Origin of the sequence: Janthinobacterium psychrotolerans (genome assembly GCF_001677885.1) — a bacterium.
GTDB classification, from domain to species: domain Bacteria; phylum Pseudomonadota; class Gammaproteobacteria; order Burkholderiales; family Burkholderiaceae_D; genus Janthinobacterium; species Janthinobacterium psychrotolerans.
This window is the reverse complement of sequence record NZ_LOCQ01000057.1, coordinates 123812-146443: the sequence shown is the minus strand read 5'-3', so window position 1 is coordinate 146443 and position 22632 is coordinate 123812. Positions and strand designations below refer to the sequence as shown.

21 protein-coding genes and 1 pseudogene are annotated in these 22632 nt (G+C 65.1%); 12 read left to right on the top strand and 10 right to left on the bottom strand.

Annotation, left to right across the window (positions count from 1 at the left end; genetic code table 11):
* The 3 genes from ASR47_RS15990 to ASR47_RS15980 are packed head-to-tail and all read right to left on the bottom strand — an operon-like array spanning position 1 to position 5219.
* Positions 1 to 2787 (bottom strand): Hsp70 family protein, encoded by a 2787-nt coding sequence (locus tag ASR47_RS15990; protein WP_065308776.1) that lies wholly within the window; start codon positions 2785 to 2787, stop codon positions 1 to 3.
* Entirely contained in the window at positions 2788 to 4653 is a 1866-nt protein-coding gene (locus tag ASR47_RS15985) for an Hsp70 family protein (RefSeq protein WP_065308775.1), read from the bottom strand. It abuts the gene before it with no gap.
* Positions 4650 to 5219, bottom strand: a complete 570-nt coding sequence (locus ASR47_RS15980; protein ID WP_065308774.1) for a DUF2760 domain-containing protein — start codon at positions 5217 to 5219, stop codon at positions 4650 to 4652. The genes ASR47_RS15985 and ASR47_RS15980 overlap by 4 nt, the downstream gene beginning before the upstream one ends.
* A 229-nt stretch (positions 5220 to 5448) precedes the next feature.
* Between ASR47_RS15980 and ASR47_RS15975 the strand changes: the two genes are divergently transcribed.
* From ASR47_RS15975 to urtE, 6 genes are all read left to right on the top strand, one after another.
* The gene (locus ASR47_RS15975; protein ID WP_065308773.1) at positions 5449 to 6267 is read left to right on the top strand and encodes a DUF4349 domain-containing protein; all 819 of its coding nucleotides are present in this window, start codon (positions 5449 to 5451) and stop codon (positions 6265 to 6267) included.
* A 207-nt stretch (positions 6268 to 6474) separates the two neighbouring features.
* Positions 6475 to 7728: an urea ABC transporter substrate-binding protein gene (urtA, locus tag ASR47_RS15970; RefSeq protein ID WP_065308772.1), complete on the top strand. Its 1254-nt coding sequence runs from the start codon at positions 6475 to 6477 to the stop codon at positions 7726 to 7728.
* Positions 7729 to 7819: 91 nt separating this feature from the next.
* Positions 7820 to 9427: an urea ABC transporter permease subunit UrtB gene (gene urtB, locus ASR47_RS15965; protein ID WP_065308923.1), complete on the top strand. Its 1608-nt coding sequence runs from the start codon at positions 7820 to 7822 to the stop codon at positions 9425 to 9427.
* Complete coding sequence (gene urtC, locus ASR47_RS15960; RefSeq protein WP_171898964.1) at positions 9424 to 10545, top strand: urea ABC transporter permease subunit UrtC; 1122 nt, start codon at positions 9424 to 9426, stop codon at positions 10543 to 10545. The genes urtB and urtC overlap by 4 nt, the downstream gene beginning before the upstream one ends.
* Positions 10542 to 11372 carry an urea ABC transporter ATP-binding protein UrtD gene (gene urtD / locus ASR47_RS15955; protein ID WP_065308771.1) on the top strand — a complete coding sequence of 277 codons (831 nt, stop codon included), beginning with the start codon at positions 10542 to 10544 and terminating at the stop codon, positions 11370 to 11372. Before urtC ends, urtD begins: the two co-directional genes overlap by 4 nt.
* 1 nt (position 11373) lies before the next feature.
* Positions 11374 to 12072: an urea ABC transporter ATP-binding subunit UrtE gene (urtE, locus tag ASR47_RS15950; RefSeq protein ID WP_065308770.1), complete on the top strand. Its 699-nt coding sequence runs from the start codon at positions 11374 to 11376 to the stop codon at positions 12070 to 12072.
* 1 nt (position 12073) lies between these two features.
* Here the strand turns inward: urtE and ASR47_RS15945 are convergent, their stop codons facing one another.
* From ASR47_RS15945 to ASR47_RS15930, 4 genes are all read right to left on the bottom strand, one after another.
* Positions 12074 to 12658: a chromate transporter gene (locus tag ASR47_RS15945; protein WP_065308769.1), complete on the bottom strand. Its 585-nt coding sequence runs from the start codon at positions 12656 to 12658 to the stop codon at positions 12074 to 12076.
* Complete coding sequence (locus ASR47_RS15940; RefSeq protein ID WP_065308768.1) at positions 12655 to 13248, bottom strand: chromate transporter; 594 nt, start codon at positions 13246 to 13248, stop codon at positions 12655 to 12657. The genes ASR47_RS15945 and ASR47_RS15940 overlap by 4 nt, the downstream gene beginning before the upstream one ends.
* Positions 13249 to 13288: 40 nt before the next feature.
* Positions 13289 to 13468: a hypothetical protein gene (locus ASR47_RS15935; RefSeq protein WP_065308767.1), complete on the bottom strand. Its 180-nt coding sequence runs from the start codon at positions 13466 to 13468 to the stop codon at positions 13289 to 13291.
* Positions 13469 to 13877: 409 nt separating this feature from the next.
* Positions 13878 to 14468 (bottom strand): response regulator, encoded by a 591-nt coding sequence (locus tag ASR47_RS15930; protein WP_082988967.1) that lies wholly within the window; start codon positions 14466 to 14468, stop codon positions 13878 to 13880.
* Here ASR47_RS15930 and ASR47_RS27465 point away from each other — a divergent pair.
* Positions 14467 to 14799, top strand: a complete 333-nt coding sequence (locus ASR47_RS27465) for a hypothetical protein (protein ID WP_171898963.1) — start codon at positions 14467 to 14469, stop codon at positions 14797 to 14799. The genes ASR47_RS15930 and ASR47_RS27465 overlap by 2 nt on opposite strands.
* Before the next feature lie 17 nt (positions 14800 to 14816).
* On the opposite strand, the gene ASR47_RS15925 is transcribed toward ASR47_RS27465, so the two are convergent.
* The gene (locus ASR47_RS15925) at positions 14817 to 15392 is read right to left on the bottom strand and encodes a phosphohydrolase (RefSeq protein WP_245714370.1); all 576 of its coding nucleotides are present in this window, start codon (positions 15390 to 15392) and stop codon (positions 14817 to 14819) included.
* A 132-nt stretch (positions 15393 to 15524) separates the two neighbouring features.
* Here ASR47_RS15925 and ASR47_RS27945 point away from each other — a divergent pair, with 132 nt between their 5' ends.
* The 4 genes and pseudogenes from ASR47_RS27945 (at position 15525) to ASR47_RS28375 (ending at position 18040) form a co-directional block, all read left to right on the top strand.
* Positions 15525 to 16526 carry an acetoacetate decarboxylase family protein gene (locus tag ASR47_RS27945; RefSeq protein WP_245714369.1) on the top strand — a complete coding sequence of 334 codons (1002 nt, stop codon included), beginning with the start codon at positions 15525 to 15527 and terminating at the stop codon, positions 16524 to 16526.
* A complete protein-coding gene (locus ASR47_RS27940) occupies positions 16514 to 16804 on the top strand; it encodes an NAD(P)-binding protein (RefSeq protein ID WP_065308765.1) in 291 nt (96 codons plus the stop codon). The genes ASR47_RS27945 and ASR47_RS27940 overlap by 13 nt, the downstream gene beginning before the upstream one ends.
* A gap of 28 nt (positions 16805 to 16832) precedes the next feature.
* On the top strand, positions 16833 to 17165 hold the full coding sequence (locus ASR47_RS27935; RefSeq protein ID WP_065308764.1) for a hypothetical protein: 333 nt from the start codon (positions 16833 to 16835) through the stop codon (positions 17163 to 17165).
* Positions 17166 to 17175: 10 nt separating this feature from the next.
* Positions 17176 to 18040 (top strand): annotated as a pseudogene (locus ASR47_RS28375) (alpha/beta hydrolase).
* On the opposite strand, the gene ASR47_RS15900 reads toward ASR47_RS28375, so the two are convergent.
* Positions 18032 to 20875: a hybrid sensor histidine kinase/response regulator gene (locus tag ASR47_RS15900; RefSeq protein ID WP_065308762.1), complete on the bottom strand. Its 2844-nt coding sequence runs from the start codon at positions 20873 to 20875 to the stop codon at positions 18032 to 18034. The pseudogene ASR47_RS28375 and the gene ASR47_RS15900 sit on opposite strands and share 9 nt — an antisense overlap.
* Positions 20876 to 21075: 200 nt before the next feature.
* Here ASR47_RS15900 and ASR47_RS15895 point away from each other — a divergent pair, with 200 nt between their 5' ends.
* Positions 21076 to 21705 (top strand): LysE family translocator, encoded by a 630-nt coding sequence (locus ASR47_RS15895; RefSeq protein ID WP_065308761.1) that lies wholly within the window; start codon positions 21076 to 21078, stop codon positions 21703 to 21705.
* Here the strand turns inward: ASR47_RS15895 and ASR47_RS15890 are convergent.
* A complete protein-coding gene (locus ASR47_RS15890) occupies positions 21668 to 22378 on the bottom strand; it encodes a YceI family protein (RefSeq protein ID WP_065308760.1) in 711 nt (236 codons plus the stop codon). The genes ASR47_RS15895 and ASR47_RS15890 overlap by 38 nt on opposite strands.
* Positions 22379 to 22632: the final 254 nt, after the last annotated feature.

Here is a 22632-nt window from a genome sequence, read left to right as displayed (position 1 = left end):
TCAAGCCAGCAGCTTCAACCCCGGCGGCAGCGCCTCGCCCAACATGCGGCGGGTAGCCGCCTCATCAAGCTGCACCACCTCGCGCACCATCGCCACCCAGTTCTCGGGCGCGCCGATGCCTTTGAGCCTGGCGACAATCGTGGCGCGCTGCGCGTCGCCGATGTCGCGCGAGCGGTCGCCTGTCATGCGGGCGATATGGGCGCTGGCAAAGGCGGCCGCTTCGGTTTTTTTCCAGTCCAGCGCCAGCAGACGGTCCAGCCATTCTGTCGCTGTGGCCGCATCGACCACTTCATGCGCGCTGCCGTGGAAGGGCTGGCGCGCGCCGACGCGGGCCAGGGCCCACAGGTTGTGGGCGTCGCCGGCGTCGGTGCGTCCCCTGGTCTTTTCCAGGCGTTTCAATAGCCAGGCGCCCACTTCGGCCTTGTAGCTGCCGGGGATGCGTTCCAGGGACGCGCCCAGGCGCAGCATGTCGTCGTCGCTGCCGTTGACCAGGGTGACGGGACGGCTGCCGCGCTGTGCAGCGTCGGCCTGCAGGTTGAAGGCGAAGTCGTCGAGCAATCGCAACTGCGCGGTCGCGTCCAGGCCACCGGTGACGCGCCGCCACAGGGTCCACCATTCGGCGCAGACCTGGCTGTCCTTGTGGTGCTGCACGCCACTGTCGAACATGGCCCACAGCTGCTCGATGCGCCAGGGGTCGAGCGCATCGCCGTAGCCGGGGCGCAAACACCAGCCGGCCAGGTTCAGCCACACCCGTTCATGCTCGGCGGAGCGGCGCCGGCCCCGGTTGCGCTGCAGCAGGGCGTCGAACAGCTGGCGCAGCAGGGCGGTATCCCAGCCCTCGCGCCCACCGAGGCCCTGTTCCAGGTGCTGGCGCAGCTGGCGCACTTCCTTGGGCGTGACTTTTTGCGCCTTGCCGCCAAAGATGCGCTCGATCTTGTCGACCGCTTCTTTGACGCGCGGTGAAACAGTGGACGCCTCGCTGTCCATCTCGTCCTCCCCGCGCAGCTGGAATTCCAGCAGCCAGCGCAAGCCGGCCTGGCTTTCCGCCACGCAGTGCACTTCCAGCGTGCCCACTTCCGTCATCACGGTGGCCAGCTGCACCGTGATTTCGCGCTTGTCCTGCGGATGGTCGGGGTCGTGCAGCACGCTGGCCAGCGGCGGCAGGCGCACATAGTCGCCTTCGTTCAGGTCGACGATATCGCCCAGCTGCGGCGGCGTGCCGGTCTCGCCGGTGGACGAGGCCAGGTGAAAACGCACGGGCCGGCCCAGGCGCAGGGCGAACCTGCGCTCAAGCAGGCGCACTTCTTCGCCGCTGGCTGCGCCGCGCGGCAGGATGCAGACGGCGCGCTGGTCCTTGCCCGCTACACCGAGGACCAGGAAGTAGCTGCGTGGCGAGCCGCCGGCAATGCTCGGCGCCTGGCCACGACGCGCCAGCGCATGGGCCACCGCGCCGCGCGCCACGGCCACGTCGGGGTTATCGTTGTGCAGCAGGGTAGCCGGCGAGCCGCGCCAGGCGCTCAAGGTGGCTGTGAGACGCCGCGCCAGCGCGTCGGCGCGGAATACGCCGCCGTTCAGCAGCAGGGTGTCGGGCATCTCGCCCGGATGCTGCTGCAAAAAGCTGGCCAGATGGCGCGTGATGGCCGCGTCCTGGGCGTAGGGCAGGCCAAACTCGACAATGCCGGCGCGGCCCTTCCTGGCCGTGTCGGACGCGTCCACCAGCGGGAAAAAGCCGTCGACCACCATGCTGGCCACTTCCGCGCGCGTCAGCTCGACCGAGCGCGTGCCACCGATTAATCGCGAGCCCGACCCCAGCAGGGTGACGGTGGCTTGTTCCGGCGCATTGTGTGATAGCAGCACTTCCTTGGCGGCGCGGCAGCGCTCCATCAGCTGCGACAAGCGCGCCGCCGACAGCTTTATCCAGCCCTCCAGGCCTGCGGACATGCGCGTTTCCACCAGATGCGCCAGCGCCAGGTCCATATTGTCGCCACCGAGTATCAGGTGGTTGCCCACGCCGCTGCGCGTAAACTGCGGCTCGCCGTGTTCATCGAGGTCGACATCGATCAGGCTGAAATCGGTGGTGCCGCCGCCCACATCGACCACCAGGATGCGCCGCGTGTGCGCCAGCTGCGTGTGCAGGTCGTCGCGGTGGCGGTGCAAAAAGTCATAAAAGGCGGCCTGCGGTTCTTCGACCAGCCTGAGCGTGGGCAGGCCCGCCAGTTTCGCCGCTTCCAGGGTCAGGGCGCGCGCGCCTTCGTCGAACGAGGCGGGAATGGTCAGCACCAGTTCCTGGCGCTCCAGCGGTGAGTCAGGAAAGCGCGCATTCCAGGCGGCGCGCACGTAGGCCAGGTAGCTGGCGCTGGCGGCCACCGGCGAGACTTTGGCGACATCACCATCCGCACCCCAGGGCAGGATGGGCGCCTGGCGGTCGACATTGGCATGCGACAGCCAGCTCTTGGCGCTGGCCACCAGCCGGCCCGGCACCTGGCCGCCCAATACGCGCGCGAGCATCCCGGTGACGGCGTTGTCCACGCCGCCCACGTCACGCTGCGACCAGGGCAGGCGCAGCTCGTCCTGCGCCAGTTCGCCCTCGGCCGGGTGGTAGCGCAGCGAGGGCAGCAGGGCGCGCGGCCCCACTTCGCCGGGCGCGACCAGCTGCTCGATCTCGAACAGCCTGATTGCGGCTGCCGTATCGCCGGCGTCGGCCGCATTTGCGTAGGCCACCACCGTATTGGTGGTGCCCAGGTCGATGCCGACCAGATAGGAAGCCGCAGCCTTGGCCTTGGCCATTTACTGCGCCGTGCCGCGCACGTCGAATTCCACCTTCCAGCGCTCGGCGCCATCGAGCGAGACGGCCAGCAGCTCCAGGGTACCCGCTTCGGTGACGCGCGCATGCAGTTTTACCTGCACCACGTCGCCGGCCTGGCGGTTTTCCGCCGACAGCGTGGCCTGGATCTCGCTCAGCTCCTGCAGTTCGTCCGGCGCCCAGAAGTCGAGCAGGTCGCCGATCTGATCGTTGCGGCGGGTGGAGGAGGCAAAGAAGCGGAAGTGCACCGGTTCGCCGACCACCAGGCCGAATTGCTGGCCCGGCAGTTCCAGCTCGCTGCCTTCCTCCATGCCGAACGGCGCCACGCACAGGGCCTGGATCGGCGGCTCCATGCCGGGAATGGCCGGCATGGCCGATTCGATCGCCACATAGAAAGCGCTGGCCGTGCCGCCGCGGATGCGCACGCCATGGCCGCGCCGCACATAGCTGTAGTAGGCGGCGCCGCGCGCCACCGCCAGGTCCAGGTCGGCGCCGGCCAGCATGCGCGCCGGTTCCGCGCCTTCGAGGTACAGCCAGTCGTTGACGGCGCCCATGATGCGCTGCACCAGCAGGTCGGACTTGAACACGCCGCCGTTGAACAGCACGGCGGTCGGGTGCAAGAAGCTCGCCTCGCTCGACTGGCGTCCGGCAAAGCCTTCCAGCTCGGCGGTGGCTGCCACTTGCCGGCCCAAAAACGCCGCCAGGTGGCGCGTGATGGCCGCGTCCTGCGCATAGGGCAGGCCCAGTTGCGTCAGGCCGGCGCGCGTGCGCACCGTGGGGCGGCTCGACGCTTCGACCTGCGGGAAGAAACCATCGAGGATAAAGGTCGACACTTCCTCGCGCGTCAGTTCCGTGCGGATCGAGCCGCCGATCAGCTTCGAGCCACGGCTTGGCACCACGATGGCCGCGCTGTCCATGCCGCTGTCGGCCAGCAGGCTTTCCTTTGCGCTGCGGCAGCCATAGGTCAGCGCCCGCATCTGCCAGGCATCCAATTGGGTGCCGTTGGCAGCCAGCTTGCGCGCCACCAGGTGCGCCAGCGCCAGGTCCATATTGTCGCCGCCGAGCAGGATATGTTCGCCGACGGCGACCCTGTGCGGTTCGAGCACGCCGTCGCGCTCCAACACGGCGATCAGCGAAAAGTCGCTGGTGCCGCCGCCGACATCGACCACCAGAATGATGTCACCCGGTTTGACGTCCTTGCGCCAGCGCCCTTCGCTGGTCTGGATCCAGCTGTACAAGGCCGCTTGCGGCTCTTCGAGCAGGGTCAGGTTGCCGTAGCCTGCCGCCTGCGCCGCTTCCATCGTCAGCTCGCGCGCGGACGGGTCGAACGAGGCCGGGATGGTGACGGTGATTTCCTGCTGCGTGAACGGCGCTTCAGGGTGGGCGTAGTCCCAGGCCTGGCGCAAATGCGTCAGGTAGCGCGTGGCGGCCGTGATCGGCGAGATGCGGGCCACTTCCGGCGGCGCGTCGCTCGGCAAAATTGCCGCGCGGCGGTCCACGCCGGCGTGGCACAGCCAGCTCTTGGCGCTGGAGACCAGCCGGATCGGCGTGGTGGCGCCACGGCTGCGCGCCATCTCGCCCACCACGAACGGCGCCTCGGCTTCTTCGCTGACCCATGGCAGGGCCAGGTCGCCGGGCGCGACTTCCTCGGCATGCGGCAGGTAGACGAACGAGGGCAGCAGCGGCAGCTCTTCCAGCGTGCCGGGGGCTGATAATTGCGGTACCGGCAGCACGCCGTGGATCGATTTTTCGCCGTCGCTCGCGCCCAGATTCACATACGACAGGGCGCTGTGCGTGGTGCCCAGGTCGATGCCGATGGCAAATTGCGGGGTAACAGTCTGCGCGTTCACAGTTCCACCTCGGCCGGCGCCAGGATGGCTGCGTCATGCTTGTCGTTCAGTTTCGGCAGGCGCACGCTGGACGCGCGCCAGCCGCGGTGGCTCAGGGTGCCCTTGAACGGCGCTGTACCGACCACATTGCCGGTCAGGCGCACGCTGGCGGGATCAAAGCCTTCCTGCAGCACGATGCGGGCGCCTTCGTTTTCCGAACGCACCGGTTCGATGCTGAAGTATTCGCGCATGACCTTGGCGCAGCCTTCGTGCACCACGCGGGCGGCCGCGCCGATATCGGCGTCGGCATGGCTGGCCAGGTTTTCCTGGGTGAAGTCGATCAGACGCGCTTCGCGTTGCAGCAGCGCCAGCAGTTGCAGGGCGGCGTCAGGCGTGGCTTCTTTCAGGATCACGGGGGCGGCGGCCGGCGGCGGCACGGGTGCGGGAGCCGGGGCGACCGGGGCGGCTTCGGGCAGGTTCAGCTTTTCCACGCGGGCGGCATAAGCGCCATCGGACAGGGTGCTGAAAAAGGCGCCAAAGGCGAGCGGGATACGGCGCCAGAACGACGGATGGTTTGCGGTGTTCATGATCGATGGTTTCTCTTATAGTATGGCGTCAGCGCCGCGCACTGGCGCGGGATCGCTTCGCGGTGTGTTGCGGGGCTGGGGCAGCGTGAGCGGCCAGCGTTTGCCCGCATGATACCAGTTAGCGGCGCCGGGCCAAAGCGGGCGGGTTTGCCCGCTTGCCTGCCGCGTTGGCGATGATACGGGTTTGGCCATAAAATGCCGGCGACGGTATATTAATAAAAAGGAAATCATGCAATTTTCGATCAAGCTGGCGAAGGTGGCCAGGGTGGCGGCGACGATCGCCCTGGTGGTGCTGGCTGGCTGCGGCAGCAAGAACGAGGCCGGCGGCCAATCGAGCGCCGCGCGCCTGCAAGGCAAGGAAAAGGGCGCGGAGTTTCTCGCCTACGAACACTCGGTCGGCGTCGACACCGGCGAGGCCCAGGTGCGGCCGCTGTATGAAAAAGTGGTGGCCGCCTGCAAGGCCGATACGGCCAATGGCTGCATGCTGCTCGATTCCAGCCTTGACAGCGGCCGCTACATGCAGGCGCGCATCAGCCTGCGCGCCAGGCCGGCCGGCATCCAGCAGCTCGTCGCGCTGGTGGCGGCCGAAGGCGAACTGACCAGCCAGGGCACCAAGGCGGAAGACCTGGGCCGTCCCGTGATGGACAGCCGCAAGCGCCTGGAAATGCTCAGGCAGTACCAGGCTCAGTTGCAGGAACTGGAAAAGCGCTCCGGTAATAATGTCGATGCCTTGATCAAGGTCACGAAAGAGCTGGCCACCGTGCAGACGGAGCTGGAAGAGGCGACGGCCGCCAATGCGCTGCTGATGCAGCGCATCGATACCGATTTGCTGAACGTCTCGATCAGCGCGCAGGGCAAGCGTTCGTTCTGGTCGCCCGTCAAGCGTTCGCTGGGCAACTTTACGGAAAACCTGTCAGAAGGCACGGCCAACGCCATTACGGCGCTGGCCTTCATCCTGCCGTGGCTGGTGGGCTTTGCCATCCTGTTCCCCTTGCTGCGCAAAGGATGGCGCCGGCTGCGCGCACCACGCAAGGGCGTCGTGACGTAAAGCACCAGCGCAGCACCAAGCTGCAGCACCAGGCCAACCCGGCTGCACAGTCCTTGTGCAGCCGGGTTTTTTTTTCGTGCAACAAAAACACGGGCGCACCAAACAGTGGCGCTTTGTGCATGTGGCAGGCGGACCGATGCTGGCATGCATTCTGCTTTAACAACATGGTATGCCCCTCTCGACTATCCATCACCCTCAGGAGTCCACATGTCACGACGCATCATCTTGAAAGCGGCAGCAGCAGGCGCAATGGCCTTGCTTGCCTCGGCCTACACGCAGTCGGCGCTTGCCGCCGACACCATCAAGGTAGGGATTTTGCATTCCCTGTCCGGCACCATGGCCATTTCCGAAACGTCGCTGAAAGACGTGGCGCTGATGACGATCGCCGAGATCAACGCCAAGGGCGGCGTGCTGGGCAAGCAGCTCGAACCGGTGGTGGTCGACCCGGCCTCGAACTGGCCGCTGTTCGCGGAAAAAGCGCGCCAGCTGGTGGCGCAGGACAAGGTGTCGGTGGTGTTCGGCTGCTGGACCTCGGTGTCGCGCAAGTCCGTGCTGCCGGTGTTCAAGGAACTCAACAGCCTGCTGTTCTACCCGGTGCAGTACGAGGGCGAGGAACTGGAAAAGAATGTGTTTTACACGGGCGCCGCGCCGAACCAGCAGGCGATTCCCGCCGTCGAATACCTGATGAGCGCCGATGGTGGCGGGGCCAAGCGCTTCGTGCTGCTGGGCACCGATTATGTGTATCCGCGCACCACCAACAAGATCCTGCGCGCCTTTTTGAAAAGCCGTGGCGTCAAGGACAGCGATATCAGCGAGGTCTACACGCCGTTCGGCCATGCCGACTACCAGACCATCGTCGCCAATATCAAGAAGTTCTCGGCCGGCGGCAAGACGGCCGTCATCTCCACCATCAATGGCGACTCGAACGTGCCGTTTTACAAGGAACTGGGCAATGCCGGCCTGAAAGCGACCGACGTGCCGGTGGTGGCCTTCTCGGTCGGCGAGGAAGAGCTGCGCGGCATCGACACCAAGCCTTTGCTGGGCCACCTGGCGGCATGGAATTATTTCGAGTCCGTCAAGAATCCGGTCAATACCGACTTCATCAAGAAGTGGAAAGCCTACGCCGTCAAGCAGAAGCTGCCGAACGCGGGCTCGGTGGTCACCAACGACCCGATGGAAGCGACCTACGTCGGCATTCATATGTGGGCGCAGGCGGTGGAAAAGGCCAAGTCGACCGATACCGACAAGGTGATCGCCGCCATGGGTGGCCAGAGCTTCAAGGCGCCGTCGGGCTTCACCCTGACCATGGATGCCACCAACCACCACCTGCACAAGCCGGTGATGATCGGCGAGATCAAGGCCGACGGCCAGTTCAACGTGGTGTGGAAAACCAAGGAGCCGATCCGCGCGCAGCCGTGGAGCCCGTTTATCAAGGGTAATGAAGGCAAGCAGAAGTTGTGATTTGCGCTCTGAGCTAGCTTAAAAGCTGGGGTCAGACCCGCCGGGTCTGACCCCTGATCTTAGTTGCTTTTCCACCCAGGAACCCATGCGCATGCAGCTCCTTCCCAAACTGCTGGCCCTCGCCTGCCTGCTGTTCTCCTCGCTGGCCCAGGCCGCCATCGACCCCACGCTATTGCAACCGCTGTCCGGCGACAACCCCGAAGCGCGCGTCGCGGCCGTCGGCCAGATCGCCGCGCTGGCCACGCCCGAGGCGGCCCGCGTGCTGCAGGCGCTGCAGGCCGACACCCTGTATGCCACGCCCGGCGGCCAGGTGCTGATCGTCGACGGCGACGGCGCGCAAGCGTATGATCCGGCCACCGGCAAGAGCGGGCCGGCGCCGGACGGCATCGATGGCGTGATGGTCAATAACCGCCTGCGCGGCGTGGTGGAGGGCGCCTTGTCTGGCCTGAAACTGCTGGCGCCACAGCGCGAAACACGGCTTGCCGCAGCGCGTGAACTGCAAAAAGCCGTCAGCCCGGCGCAGCTTGCGCTGATCCGCAAGGCGCTGGCGCAGGAAACCGATACCGAAATCAAACAGATGCTGCAGGTGCTGATCGCCAGCGCCAACCTGCATGCGCCGGACGCGGCCACGCGCAAGCAGGCGGTGCGGGACCTGGCCGTCAGCAGCGACGCGCGCCTGATCGCGCCCTTGCAGGCGATGCTCGACAAAGGGCCGGACGGCAAGCCCGGCGAGCCCGATGACGCGGTGCGCATCGCCGCCGTCGATACCATCGCCCAAATCCGCGGACGGGTGCAGCGCACCGAATTCGTCGGCAATATCTTTTACGGCCTGTCGCTGGGCAGCGTGCTGCTGCTGGCCGCGCTGGGCCTGGCCATCACGTTTGGCCTGATGGGCATTATCAATATGGCGCACGGCGAGCTGCTGATGATAGGCGCCTACACCACCTATCTTTGCCAGCTGTTCTTCCGCAGCTACCTGCCGGGCATGCAGGACTGGTATCTGCTGGCGGCGCTGCCGGCCGCGTTCTTTGTTGCCGGCATGGTCGGCGTGGTGCTGGAACGCACGGTGATCCGCTGGCTGTACGGGCGGCCATTGGAAACCCTGCTGGCCACCTGGGGCATCAGCCTGATCCTGATGCAGCTTGTCCGCACCATCTTCGGCGCGCAGAACGTGGAAGTGGCCAATCCGGCCTGGATGTCGGGCGGCGTGACGGTGCTCGGTTCCCTGGTGCTGCCGTACAACCGCATCGCCATCATCGCGTTTGCCATGCTGGTGGTGGTGGCGGTGTGGCTGATCCTCAATAAAACCCGGCTCGGCCTGTTCGTGCGCGCCGTCACGCAAAACCGCCGCATGGCCGATTGCGTGGGCGTGGCCACCGGCAAGGTCGACATGCTGACCTTCGGCCTCGGTTCCGGCATCGCCGGCCTGGGCGGCGTGGCGCTGTCGCAGCTGGGCAACGTGGGACCGGACCTGGGCCAAAGCTATATCGTCGACTCCTTCATGGTGGTGGTGCTGGGCGGCGTGGGCCAACTGGCCGGCACCGTGATCGCGGCCCTGGGCCTGGGTGAAGTCAACAAATTCCTGGAACCGGTGGCGGGCGCGGTGCTGGCCAAGATCGCCATCCTGGTGTTCATCATTATCTTTATCCAGCGCCGGCCGCAGGGCCTGTTTGCCATGAAGGGACGCAGCGTCGAATGATTACCTCTTTACGCGTCAAGCAGGGCCTGTTTTCGCGGCCTGTCTGGGCGGCGATCGCCGCCTTCACCATCGTGGCGGCCTTGCTGCCGATTTTTAACCTGGCCTTTGCCGAAGGCCATCGGCTGCATGTGTCGGCCTATACGGTCGGCCTGGTCGGCAAGTTCATGTGCTATGCGCTGGCCGCGCTGGCGCTCGACCTGGTCTGGGGCTATACCGGCATTCTGTCGCTGGGCCACGGCGTGTTCTTCGCGCTGGGCGCGTATGCGCACGGCATGTATCTGATGCGGGCCATCGGCGCCGAGGGCCAGTATCAAAGCGCCTTGCCCGACTTTATGGTGTTCCTCGACTGGAAGACCTATCCCTGGTACTGGGCCTTCACCGAACACTTCTGGTACTGCATGGCGCTGGTGGTGCTGGTGCCCGGTGTGCTGGCCTTCGTGTTCGGCTACTTTGCGTTTCGCTCGCGCATCAAGGGCGTGTATTTTTCCATCATCACGCAGGCGATGACGTATGCCTTCATGCTGCTGTTTTTCCGCAACGACACCGGCTTTGGCGGCAACAACGGCTTTACCGACTTCAAGAGCATCCTCGGCTACAGCGTCACGGCGCCCGCCACCAAGGCCGTGCTGTTCCTCTTGACGCTGGCGTTCCTGGTCAGCGCGCTGGTCGGCGCGCGCGCCATCGTCAGCTCGAAACTGGGGCGTGTGCTGCAGGGCGTGCGCGACGGCGAAGCGCGGCTGATGTTCCTGGGCTACAACCCGCTGTGGTTCAAGCTGTTTGTCTGGACCCTGTCGGCGGTGCTGTGCGGCATTGCCGGCGCCCTGTATGTGCCGCAGGTGGGCATCATCAACCCGTCCGAAATGTCGCCCGCCAATTCCATCGAAATGGTGGTGTGGGTGGCCGTCGGCGGGCGCGGCACCTTGATCGGCCCCATCCTGGGCGCGTTTACCGTCAACGGCCTGAAAAGCTGGTTTACGGCCGCCTTGCCGGAACTGTGGCTGTTCGCGCTGGGCCTGCTGTTTATCGTCGTCACCCTGTTCATGCAGCAAGGCATGCTCGGCGTGCTGGCCAAACTGAAACGCAGGAAAACCGCCGTCGTGGCAGAGGAGGCCGCATGAGTATCCGCATGGTACCTGGCATGGCCGGTGGCGAAGCTGGCTCGTCCTATGCCAGGGTCAAGGGCGAGGGCGTCGACACCACGCATGGCGCGATTCTGTATCTGGAAGACATCACGGTATCGTTTGACGGCTTCAAGGCCATCAACAAGCTGAGCCTTGATATTTCGGTCGGCGAGTTGCGCTGCATTATCGGCCCGAATGGCGCCGGCAAGACCACCATGATGGATGTAATCACCGGCAAGACACGGCCCACCTCCGGCACGGCCTGGTTCGGCCAGACCATGGATTTGTCGACCATGACCGAATATGCGATCGCCCACGCCGGCATCGGCCGCAAGTTCCAGCGTCCCACCGTGTTCGAACAGCATACGGTGTTCGACAACCTGGAACTGGCGATGAAGATGAACAAGCGGGTGGCGCCCACCCTGTTCGCGCGCCTGAACGCGGAACAGGAAGGCAGGATCGAAGCGATTTTGCGCCTGATCCGCCTGCACGGCCAGGAGGCGCGGCTGGCCGGCTTGCTGTCGCACGGGCAGAAGCAGTGGCTGGAAATCGGCATGCTGCTGATGCAGGAGCCGCAATTGATCTTGCTCGACGAACCGGTGGCCGGCATGTCGGACGCGGAAACGGCGCGCACGGCAGAGCTGCTGAATGAACTGCGCGGCAAGCATTCCATCATGGTGGTCGAGCATGACATGGGTTTTGTCACGGAAATCGCGCAGCAGGGCATCGTCACCGTGCTGCATGAAGGCGCGGTGCTGGCGCAGGGCCGCATGGACGAAGTGCAAGCCGACGAACGCGTCATCGAAGTCTACCTGGGAAGATAACATGCTGGAAGTGACGCAACTGAACCAATACTATGGCTCCTCGCACACCTTGCGCGGCGTGTCCCTGACGGCGAAAAAAGGCGAATGCCTGGCCCTGCTGGGCCGCAATGGCGTCGGCAAGACCACCTTGCTCAAATGCCTGATGGGCGTGCTGCCGGTGGCCCAGGGCAAGGTGGTGTTCAACGGCCGCGACATCACCAAATTGTCGCCGCATGCGCGCGCCAGACTGGGCATCGCCTATGTGCCGCAGGGGCGCGACATTTTCGCCCGCCTGACGGTCGAGGAAAACCTGCTGATGGGCATGGCCGTCAAAAGCGGCCGCCAGGCCTCGCGCATCGACGACATGGTCTACGACCTGTTTCCGGTCTTGAAAGAAATGCTTGCGCGGCGCGGCGGGGATTTGTCCGGCGGCCAGCAGCAGCAACTGGCGATCGCGCGCGCCCTGCTGGCCAGCCCGGAACTGATCATCTTCGACGAGCCGACCGAGGGCATCCAGCCGTCGGTGATCAAGGATATCGGCCGCGTGATCCGCCTGCTCAAGCAGCGCGGCGATATCGCTATCGTGCTGTGCGAACAGTATTTCGATTTTGCGCGCGAACTGGCCGACCAGTTCATCGTGCTGTCACGCGGCAGCGTGGTGGCCAGCGGCGCGGCGCAATTGATGGATGGCGAGGATGTCAAACGGCATTTGGCCGTGTGATTCACACCACCTGAAACCAGCCCAGCACGGCGCCCGCCGCCAGCAGCCACAGCAGGTGGATTTTCGTGCGCCAGATAATCAGGCCGGCCACCACCGACAGGGTCCAGATCGGCCAGTCGGTGGCCAGGTTGTGGTTGGCGCCGCCGAGTATCATGCCGGTCGAGATCAACAGGGCGACCACGATGGGCGCCATGCCCTGCTTGAAGGCGCGCACGCCGCGCAGATGGCGGTTGCGGTGGCCCCAGCTGGCGGCCATATAGGTGAGGGTGGTGCTGGGCAGCATGATGCCGACCATGGTGATCAGCACGCCCAGGCAGGCGGCGGCGGTGCTGCCGGCGTTCATGCCCACGTTCCAGCCCATCAGCGCGACGAACAGCACATTGGGACCCGGTGCGGCCTGGGCGATGGCGATCGATTCGTTGAACTGCGCCTGCGTCAGCCAGCCGTTCTGTTCCACCAGGTAGCGGTGCATTTCGGCGGTGGTGGAAATGGCGCCGCCGACCGACATCAATGACAGCATCAGGTAGTGGCCGAACAGGCTGAGCCAGTCCGAGGTGCTCAGCACCAGTTGCAAGGGCGGGTTCATGGCGACAGTTTTCGGTAGGTCAGGGTGCAGCCCAGGCCGCCCAGCACCAGCAGCACGTAGACCAGCGGCAGGCGCAGCACGGCCACGGCCAGCACGCCCAGCACCACCAGGGGCAAGGTCAGCCACAAGGGCAGCGGATGTTTGGCCAGCGCGGCGGCCAGCTTGATGCCGGTGGCGGCGATCATGCCGGCCGACACGGCCGCCATGCCGCGCAGCGCACCGGCCATTTCAGGATGGTCGCCCAGGCCGGTGTACAGCACGCCCAGCAGCAGCACGATCAGCAGCGGCACGGCCAGCATGCCGGACAGCGCCGCCAGCGCGCCGGGCAGGCCGAAATGGCGGCCGCCCACCATCAGCGACAGGTTGACCACGTTCGGGCCGGGCATGATCTGCGCCACCGCCCAGTCTTCCAGGAACTGTTCCGGCGTCAGCCAGCGCTTGCGCTCGACCATTTCGCGCTGGATCACGGCCAGCACGCCGCCAAAGCCTTGCAGGGCCAGCCAGGTAAACGAGAAAAACAGGTCGGACAGCGATTGCGGCCGTGGTTGGTCGGGGTCATCGGCAAGGGGGAGGGAATCAGGCGCGTTCATGACCGATTATGGCCGGGCCGCGCCCACCTTGTCCATCCCTTTAGCCGCCGCCGATGCCGGCGATCACCACCCCGCTGCCTTCGCACATGGGACAGGTGTGGCCGTCGGGCATGCTGCCCTCGCCATGGCAGTGGGTGCAGACGTTTTCGCCGGTGCCCGGCGTGCCCGGTGGTGCGATATCGCCCGGATGGGTGTTCTGGTCTTGAGGAACTGGGGGCATGGCAATCTCCTGTTGAGGGCTGTGCTGGTTGGACAGCGCCAGGGGCGGAAGATTCCCCCTGCCGCGGCCCGGCGCGCCGCCGCATACTGTTCAGTTATACACAAATAATGAGTTCCTGAAACAGCGGAAATAATTTTCCGGTGAGCTGCACCGTGTTTGCAAGTGCTTGATTTTAATGGTGAAATATTCTGCTGCTTGATTGAGCAGTTTATTGAAAGCCGCACGGGCTGTGGCTTTGAAGGCTGTCAAGAGGCGCTTATCCACAAAGATATCCACAGTCCGTGTGGATATCTGAAAAAGCGCTTAACAATCCGCCACTTAGCACATTCCAGTCGGAATATCGCGAACTTTGCGGCGTCTGAGTCCGCCAAAAATAGTGCTGTATGCCTATCCAGTGCCGCGATGAAACTCAGGCGGCCGGGTCGTGCGGCAGGTCGATGCAGTGTTCGAGCGCGTTCGCCAGGTCGGCAACCTGGCGCTGTGCATCGCGCAGGCTGGCGTAGGTGCGCAGTGAGGAAATTACTGTGGTAAACAGTTTGCGCGTGGTGAGGTCGGTCTTGCACCAGAAGTCGTTGATATCGTAGTCGATGATGATGCGGTGCTCGAGCGCCTGGCCCGGCTGGCCGGTGCGCAGGATGATGCGCACGGCGCTGTTGTGCAGGTCTTCGCGGATCTGGCGCGCCACATGCAGGCCGGCATCCTGGGTTTCCATGATCACGTCGAGCAGCACCACGGCGATATCTTGTGTGCTGCGCAGCAGGGCCAGCGCTTCCTCGCCCGTATAGGCGTGCAGAAAGCTCAGCCTGCGGCCTTCGAAGCTGGCCTGGCTGAGAGCGAATTTGGTGACCACATGCACGTCGACGTCATCGTCGACGATCAGTACCCGCCATGGCTGCACACTGGCCTGGCCGGTGTCTTCTTCGTCCCCGTGCTGCGGATCGTCGACCAGCCAGTCCGGTTCTTCATCCGCGTTGGCGGCTTTTACAGTATCGGTATTCATGCATTTCCCAGCGTTGAGCGTGCGCGCCGCATCTACCTTAGGCCAGTGCGCGCGCTTTGTCAAAGGGCAGGGCGGCGACCGGCCGCTTTTTTTCGCTGCGCTTATGCACAGAAAAAATATTTTTCCTTATGGACAAAACATTCCTGGCCTAGCGCGAGGGCGCGATTGCAAGTCATTGATTATATTCAGGAAAAAAATTGCCTGCGAATTCAGCAAATTATTGAAACCCGCATCAATGCTGGCGTTGCGGCTTGTCAAGAGGGGCTTATCAACAACTTTATCCACAGTTGCTGTGGATATCTGGAAAAGCCGTGCAAAAACCGGGGCTTAGCGGGGCTTGCCGACGGGTCACGCCGCATGCAATTGCTGGAAACGCTGGAGGAAGCACTGCTTCGCCTGGCCCGGATCCATGGCCACGATTATACCGGGCAAGGGGGCAATGCCGTCAAGGTAGGCCCAGCGCTCGGCCGAGTGCGGCATCAGGTCGCGTTTTTCCGTCGCCAGGGCGATCAGGTCGGCGCGCTTGATCGGCGCGTAATCGGAAAAATCGATGCCGTAGGTGGCGGCGATAATCGCCGTCACCTGGTCTTCCAGCGCGGCAAACTCCGGCATCAGCACTTTCAAGGGCTTGACCATGTCGCCCAGGTAGGCTTCGGCCGCGTCATGCAGCAGGGCGGCCAGGCGCAAGGGCGGCGGCACCAGGTCGGCGACGATCAGGCTGTGCTGGGCAATCGAATAAAAGGTCTTGGTCTGGCCATTGAAGCGGCACTGGTAGGCCAGGCCGTGGGCGATATCTTCGATGGCGACCCGGTCGATATGGGGCCGCAGCGGGTAGAAGCGGTTGCCGGAAAAGGTGGAAACATAGTCGGTGGTGATGGCGGCGGCTTGCATGTCGATAGTCTGGATGGCGGGTGCGATGGGCATGCCGCCATCGTACACCGGGCGGCGCGCCGGGGCAGGTTCGTGTAGGCGAACCCGGCAATTAATTTCATATCGTCAATCTTTCATTTCCGCCTAGACTATGTGCATCATATTTCCTATCGGCGGGAGCGGGCGATGACGGCAAGACCTGACTATATCTACCAGGGCGGCTCGATGATGATGCACTCGCCGCTGCAACTGAAACAGGCCGAGATGGTTGGCTACTTCGTCAAGGGCGAGCTGGCAAAATTGCAGGCCACCATCGATGCCACCCTGAACCAGGTGGCTGGCGATCGACTGCGTTTCAAGGCCTTGTCGCCATATGTGATGCTGACCTTTACCAGGGTCCACCACGCCGACTCGGCCCACCCGGCCGACCAGGCCAAGGGCTGGATCACGGAGGTCGATATCGTTACCTGGATCATGGCCGGCCAGATGGACGAACACGGCAAGCTGGCGCACATCTACTGGTATCCCTGCCATATCTTTGTCGACGATGCGATGGCGCTGATCAACGGGCGCGAGCTGTTCGGCTACCCGAACTACCTGTGCGCCTACGAGATCCCCGCAGCCGGCAGCGAGCCGCTGCGCTGCTCGGTGGCCGCGAAGGGTTTCCACCCTGTTTCGCCGGAGACGAAAATTGCCCTGCACCCGCTGCTGGAAGTCAACGCCACCGTGCAGACGGGGCCGCACAAACCCGTCAACAGCTTCCTCGATCTGATCAAGCAGGCGTTCAGGATCTTCCTGGCGATCCCCGACTTTTTCGATCTGGACGCCGCCGGCTGGCACCATATCCTGTCGCTGCTGCGCAAGCCGCGCATCGACCAGATCTTCCTCAAGCAGTTTCCCGACAGCGCAGGCGTGAAAGCCGTCTACCAGGCGCTGGTGGCCGCGCCGGCCGAAATCAAGCACCTGCACAGCGGCCGCCTGCTTGGTTACGAGTACGAATGCACCTTGCACGCCTTCGACAGCTTCCCGCTGCACCAGACCCTGGGCCTGAAGCTGGGCGCGCAATCGGCCATTTTGCCATTCCATGTGAATTTCGACTTTACCGCCATGCCGGGCGAGGAGCTGGTCGACAATTCAAGCATCGCGCCGGAAAAATCGCCATCCTTGGTGGCGGCGTGGGCGCGCTGACCGCCGCCTGGTACCTCTTCGGCCAGCCGGGCTGGCAGAGCCGGCACGAGATCACCGTCTACCAGCTGGGCTGGCGCCTGGGCGGCAAGGGCGCCAGCGGGCGCAATGCGCAGCAGGGCCAGCGCATCGAGGAGCACGGCCTGCATATCTGGTTCGGCTTCTACGCCAACGCGTTCAGCATGATCAGGCGGGCCTATGCCAGCCTCGATCGCCCGGCAGGTTCGCCTTTGGCGACCTGGCGCGACGCCTTCAAGCAGCAGGACTACGTGGCCTTGTAAGCCGGCGCTGGCGCAGACGGTCGACACGGTGAAAACGGTGGCCACGCAAGCCTACCAGGTGTGGCTGAACAAGGACCTGGCGCAAATGGGCTGGGCCACGCAGCCGCGCGGCCAGCAGCCGGTGCTGTCGGCGTTTACGGAGCCGTTTGACACCTGGGCGCCGATGGATCAATTGCTGGCGCGCGAAGACTGGCCGGTGGGCATGGAGCCGAAAAACGTTTCGTATTTCTGCAGCGCGTATCCGGTCGCCAGCTACCCGCCGGTGACCAATACCGGCTTTCCCGCGCGCTGCGCCGGGCAGGCAAAACTGGGCGCGATGACGGGGCACCCGGCGCTGATCCAGGGCGAGACCGATTTTTAGACTTGGTATCATGGGCCTCCTTTTCACCGGAGCGCCCATGAAACGCCTGCTTGCCGTCGTTTTCGCCCTTGCCTGCCTCCCCGCGCTGGCCCTGCCGCCCGGCGCCATCGCGCTGTGGCCCGGCGCGACGCCCGGCGGTGCGGCCCGGGGACCGCAGCAGGTCAGCGGCAAAGGCTCGATCACGCAAGTGGCGCAGCCTTACCTGGTCGCCCACCTGCCGGCGCGGCCCAATGGCATGGCGATGCTGGTGATCAGCGGCGGCGGCTACGCGCATATCGAGGCGGGCAAGGAGAGCGGGCCGGCCGCCGCCTGGCTGCAGTCACAGGGCATCGCCGCCTTCGAGCTGGTCTACCGCCTGCCGCGCGAAGGTGGCGGCGCCCAGGCGCCATTCCAGGACGCGCAGCGCGCCATGCGGCTGCTGCGCTCCAATGCGGCCCGATGCGCCGCTCACTGCGGTCATCGATGCCATGGACAAGACCTCGGCGCGGCCCGACTTTGCCGTGCTGCTGTACCCGGTGCTGACCATGCAGGCGCCGTTCGATACCACGCATGCGAAAAGCATCCTGCTGGGGGCCTCACCCGCGCAAGGCGCGCGCGACGCGCTGTCGGTGGAAACCCTGGTCGATGGCCGCACGCCGCCGGTGTTCCTCGCGCAGGCGCTCGATGACCCCATCGCCCCTGTTGACAACAGCCTGCTGATGCTGGCGGCGCTGCGCCGCGCGCAGGTGCCGGTGGCGCTGCACCGCGCGCAGGTGCCGGTGGCGCTGCACGTGTTCCAGCATGGCGGACATGGCTGGGGCATGGGCAGAAAGGACAGCGAGCCGGCCGCCTGGCCGCAGCTGCTGCAGGCCTGGCTCGGCGCCGGTTCACACTGAGGCGGCCAGGTCGCGCCGCGCCTCGTCGAGCGCCGACTCGATCTGCGGCAGGCTATCCGCCACATCGTCGAGCCGCCCGTTCGAGGCCAGCGTTTCCATTTGGTGGCACAGCGCATGCAAGGTGGGGCGGCTCAAATAGCCGGCGCTGCCTTTGAGCGCATGGAAGGCGGCGGCCACCGCGCTGGCGTTACCGTCGCGCACGGCGTGGCGCGCCAGGTCGAAGCGGCGCGGTGCTTCGTCGAGAAAGGCGCGCGCGATGCGCTGCACGTGCTGCGGCGACAGGCCGGCCAGCGGCAGGATGTGCACCGGTGCCGCTATCGGATCGGGCGCCGCTGCCGCACTGGCGTCTTCGTGCGCGGCCTTGCCCAGGCCGAACTGGCGCGCCAGCGCATCCTCGTCCACCTGCGCCGGCGGCACCGGCGCGGTGGAGGGCAGCGCATGGCCGCGCGCCAGCAGCAGGTCGATCAGCGCGTCGATTTTCTGGAACAGCAGCGTTTCGTCGACCGGCTTGGTCAGAAAATCGTCCATGCCGGCGGCCAGGTAGCGCTGGCGGTCATGCTCGCTGGCGTTGGCCGTCAGCGCGATGATCGGAATGCGCGAGTCGAGCACCTGGCAGTCCGCTTTGCCGCCGGCGCGTATCAGGCGCGCCGCCTGTTCGCCATCCATCAGCGGCATGCGCCCGTCCATCAGCACCGCATCGTACGGCGCGCTGGCCAGCGCGCGCAGCACCTCCTCGCCATTCTCGACGATGGTGACGGTGTGGCCCATGCCCTCCAGCAGCGTGCCGATAATGATCTGGTTGGTACGCACGTCTTCGGCGCACAGGATATGCAGCCGGCAGGCGTGGCGCGCATTGCGGTTCACCTGGCGCGCATCGACGGGCGGCGCGCTGCCTTCGGGCAGCGGCAGCGTGAAGTGAAAGCGCGAGCCGATGCCGACCCGGCTTTCCACGCCGATGCTGCCCTTCATCAGTTCGACCAGCTGCTTGCAGATGGCCAGGCCCAGGCCTGTGCCGCCATAGCGGCGCGTGGTGGAATGGTCGGCCTGCTCGAACTTCTGGAACAAACGGGGCAGGGTGTCGGCATCGATGCCGGCGCCCGTGTCGCTGATGACGAAATCGATCTGCTGGCAGTTCTTGTGGTGCGATGGCGTGCGGCTGCAGCGCACTTCCAGCAGCACTTCGCCGTTGGCCGTGAACTTGATGGCGTTGCCCAGCAGGTTGATCAGGATCTGGCGCAGGCGCGTCGGGTCGGCGCGCACGTAGCGCGGCAGGTCCAGCGCCAGTTCGCGCCGCAGCAGCAGGCTCTTGGCGTCGGCCTGGCCCTGCACGATGGCGGCCGCGTCGCCGATCAGGGCCAGCAGGTCGAAGTCCACCGTTTCCAGGGTCAGCTTGCCGGCGTCGATCTTGGAAAAGTCGAGGATGTCGTTCAGGATGGTCAGCAAGGATACGCCGTTGTGCAGGCCGATGCGCAGGTATTCCTGGGTGCGGCCGCGCACGGTCTGGTCGCGCAGGGCGAATTTCAGCATGCCGATCACGCCGGCCAATGGCGTGCGGATATCGTGGCTCATGGCGGACAGGAAATCGATGCGGTGGCGGCTGACCACTTCGGCCTGCGTCTTGGCCACCAGCAGCGCGTCGTTGCTGTGCGTGAGCGCCTGCGTGCGTTCCTGTACCCGCTGTTCCAGGTGGTTGCGCAGCAACCGTATCTGCTCGGCCAGCGCGAACGCCAGCAGCAGGCCGTCGAGCGTGCCGCCGAGCAGGGTCCACAATTGTGCGTTGCTCACCACGGCCGGCATCAAGCCCAGGTTGGCCGGCAGGATCACGAAGCCGGGCAGCATCAGGGCGACAAAGCCGAGCACGAAAAAGCGCGCCGGCTGGTAGCCGCCGCGCCAGACGACGATGCCCGAGGCGAGCGCCAGCACCATCCAGATGGTGATGGCGATGGTGGCCAGCGCATGCGCGTACTGCAGCGCGAAAAAGCAGCTGGGCATCAGCAGCAGCGGCAGCACCAGGTTCAGGCGGCTCCACCGATGCAGCCGCGGCGCCAGCTCGCGCAGGCGCAGGAACTGCATGTAGAACAGGGTGCTCAGTAACGGCAGCAGGAAGAACGGCACGTAGTGGAACTGCAGCCAGCGCCAGTCCAGCAGGTCGGAAAACACGTGGAAGGTCATGGCCCAGGCCAGGCCGTAGGCCAGCACGTACAGCGCATAGTAGAACGAGGCTGTTTCGCGCGTCAGCGAAAAGATGAAGAAATTGAACAGGCCCAGCGCCAGCAGCGCGCCGATAGAGGCGATGATCAGGAAGTTTTCCTGGCCCACCAGCTTGCGGTAGTCCAGCTGCGTCTTGACGGCGAACAGCGGCGGGCGCGCGTAATAGGGGCTGGAAAAATGGATCAGGATGTCGTACGTGGCGCCTGGCGCCAGGGCGACATTCGCGCCATAGTGCAGCAAGTATTCGTGCGGCCGCTGGTAGCCCGACAGCAAGGTGGCCGGCGCACTGTGCTGGCCGGGGCCGTAGACATGGATATCGACCTTGTCGATCAGGGTGTCGTTCGGATCGATCACCCACGCCGTTTCATTGGTGTCGTTGCGCACGCGCGCATGCAGCCAGTAGGCGCCGCCGAACAGGTCGACTTCCGCTGCCGGCCGCTGCCGCGCCAGCCAGGCGGGCAGGGCGCTGGTGGCCATGGGCGCGGCGTCATCGCTGGCGCTATAGAGTTGCCCTTGCGTGCCCAGGTGATGAATGCCCTGCAGCGGCAAGGCGATGGCGCCACCTTGCGCCTGCGCGCGGCCCGCCAGGCATCCCAGCACAAGCACGAACAGCCACGCCGTCATGGTGCGCAGGGCAGGACGGGAGCGGCGGAGCAATAGGAGAAAGTGGGCTGGCATCGGCTGGTCTGGTATGCCCTGTGCTGGGGTCTCTCATTCTAATCGACAAGTATGGGGCAGATGCAATTTATTGCATTTAAGGCATCAAGGCTGATGCGGCCGCAACAGTTTCTGTATCATGGCGTTTTTTTCCTGCGAGCACGACGATGCTGAGCCCCGAACAATTGATGGCCTTCCTGGCCACCGCCATGCTGGTCACGGCCAGTCCCGGCCCCGACAACCTGATGGTGCTGGGCGTGGGCATGTCGCGCGGACGGCGCCAGGGCATGGCCTTCGGCCTGGGCTGCGCACTGGGCTGCCTCACGCACACGGTGCTGGCGAGCCTGGGCGTGTCGGCTTTGCTGGCCGCCTCGCCGACGGCCTTTACGGTGCTGAAGGTGGCCGGCGGCCTGTACCTGGTGTGGCTGGGCATCGGCGCGATGCGCAGCCGCGGTGGCGCCAGCGTCGATGGCGCCACCGCCTTGCCCGACGTATCGCTGGGCTGTTTGTTTGCCAGGGGATTGTTTGCCAACAGTATCAATCCGAAAGTCGTGCTGTTCTTTTTGTCGTTCCTGCCGCAATTCGTGGTGGCGTCGCAAGGCCATGCCAGCTGGCAGACATTTCAGCTGGGCCTGGTGTTCACGGCCCAGGCCTGCCTGCTGTTCGGCCTGCTCGGTTATTTTTCGGGCGCCGTCGGCAAGTGGCTCAACCGCCGCCCGCGCGCCGGCCTGTGGCTGGACCGGGTGGCCGGCACCATCTTTATCGCGCTGGGGCTGAGGCTGATCCTGGCGCGCTAGCCCGAGCACCGGCGACGATATCGAAGGCCAGTTCCATCTGATCCTGCACCGCCATCGCGCCGCCCATGATGGAGAACGGCACGATGCCGAAGTCGCTTTGTTTCAGCACAAAGGCGCCGCTGGCGCGCAGGCCGCGCCCATCTGGCGCCTGCGCCAGCGTGACCGGCACCACCACCTGGCGCGTCACGCCGTGCAGGGTGATGGCGGCGTCGACGGCGTTTGCGCCGGCCTGCAAGGTCGCCTGCACCCTGACATCGGGATAGCGTTCGGCGTCGAGCACGCGCACCAGCATATTGTGACGCGTGCCGGCGATGGCCTCGGCCGAGGGCGTCGTCTCCAGTCCTGCGCGCTGGCGCAGCGCGCTCTCGTCGACGCTCATGGCGTCGAGCCGGAACTGGAAGTCGGCCTGTTTCAGCTGTGGCGCTACCCAGCCGGTGACGGTGCGGCTGGCCACCACATGATCGTGCCCCAGCCGCGCCAGCGCGCCGCCGCGCCGCACGGTAATCGTCAGCAAGGTAGCCTGGCTATCGATGGCCAGCACGTTTTCGTCCCTGGCAGGCGCTTGCAAGGGCGCGCTGACGGTTGCCTGGCTGGCAGGTGCAGGGGGCGTGACGGCCAGCGGCGTGCAGGCGGCCAGCAGCAGGCAGGTCAGGAGCAGGCAGGGATGGCGCATGGTGGTTCCTGGGGGGAAATAATAAGCAATGGTAAGCGATTGCAAAAAAAACCGGAAGAACACCGGTCAGTTGGCGCGCGTCATGCTGGCGTCATATGGCGCTGTTATCCTTCTTTTGTTGGCACAGCATAGGTGGCGCACATCACTACGCTCCGGGAGCGATAGGATGCCCTTATGACTCAACAGCTTAGCCGGTGAGCTCAACCATCGGCACCAATTTTGCAGCAAAATAGGAGCAGGCAGGAAAATTAGGC

Coding starts and splice junctions, on each gene's coding strand:
- ASR47_RS15990 (WP_065308776.1), bottom strand. CDS start 2,787: ATGGCCAAGGCCAAGGCTGCGGCTTCCTATCTGGTCGGCATCGACCTG.
- ASR47_RS15980 (WP_065308774.1), bottom strand. CDS start 5,219: ATGAACACCGCAAACCATCCGTCGTTCTGGCGCCGTATCCCGCTCGCC.
- ASR47_RS15975 (WP_065308773.1), top strand. CDS start 5,449: ATGCAATTTTCGATCAAGCTGGCGAAGGTGGCCAGGGTGGCGGCGACG.
- urtA (WP_065308772.1), top strand. CDS start 6,475: ATGTCACGACGCATCATCTTGAAAGCGGCAGCAGCAGGCGCAATGGCC.
- urtB (WP_065308923.1), top strand. CDS start 7,820: ATGCAGCTCCTTCCCAAACTGCTGGCCCTCGCCTGCCTGCTGTTCTCC.
- urtC (WP_171898964.1), top strand. CDS start 9,424: ATGATTACCTCTTTACGCGTCAAGCAGGGCCTGTTTTCGCGGCCTGTC.
- urtD (WP_065308771.1), top strand. CDS start 10,542: ATGAGTATCCGCATGGTACCTGGCATGGCCGGTGGCGAAGCTGGCTCG.
- urtE (WP_065308770.1), top strand. CDS start 11,374: ATGCTGGAAGTGACGCAACTGAACCAATACTATGGCTCCTCGCACACC.
- ASR47_RS15945 (WP_065308769.1), bottom strand. CDS start 12,658: ATGAACCCGCCCTTGCAACTGGTGCTGAGCACCTCGGACTGGCTCAGC.
- ASR47_RS15940 (WP_065308768.1), bottom strand. CDS start 13,248: ATGAACGCGCCTGATTCCCTCCCCCTTGCCGATGACCCCGACCAACCA.
- ASR47_RS15935 (WP_065308767.1), bottom strand. CDS start 13,468: ATGCCCCCAGTTCCTCAAGACCAGAACACCCATCCGGGCGATATCGCA.
- ASR47_RS27465 (WP_171898963.1), top strand. CDS start 14,467: ATGCATTTCCCAGCGTTGAGCGTGCGCGCCGCATCTACCTTAGGCCAG.
- ASR47_RS15930 (WP_082988967.1), bottom strand. CDS start 14,468: ATGAATACCGATACTGTAAAAGCCGCCAACGCGGATGAAGAACCGGAC.
- ASR47_RS15925 (WP_245714370.1), bottom strand. CDS start 15,392: ATGCCCATCGCACCCGCCATCCAGACTATCGACATGCAAGCCGCCGCC.
- ASR47_RS27945 (WP_245714369.1), top strand. CDS start 15,525: ATGACGGCAAGACCTGACTATATCTACCAGGGCGGCTCGATGATGATG.
- ASR47_RS15900 (WP_065308762.1), bottom strand. CDS start 20,875: ATGACGGCGTGGCTGTTCGTGCTTGTGCTGGGATGCCTGGCGGGCCGC.
- ASR47_RS15895 (WP_065308761.1), top strand. CDS start 21,076: ATGCTGAGCCCCGAACAATTGATGGCCTTCCTGGCCACCGCCATGCTG.
- ASR47_RS15890 (WP_065308760.1), bottom strand. CDS start 22,378: ATGCGCCATCCCTGCCTGCTCCTGACCTGCCTGCTGCTGGCCGCCTGC.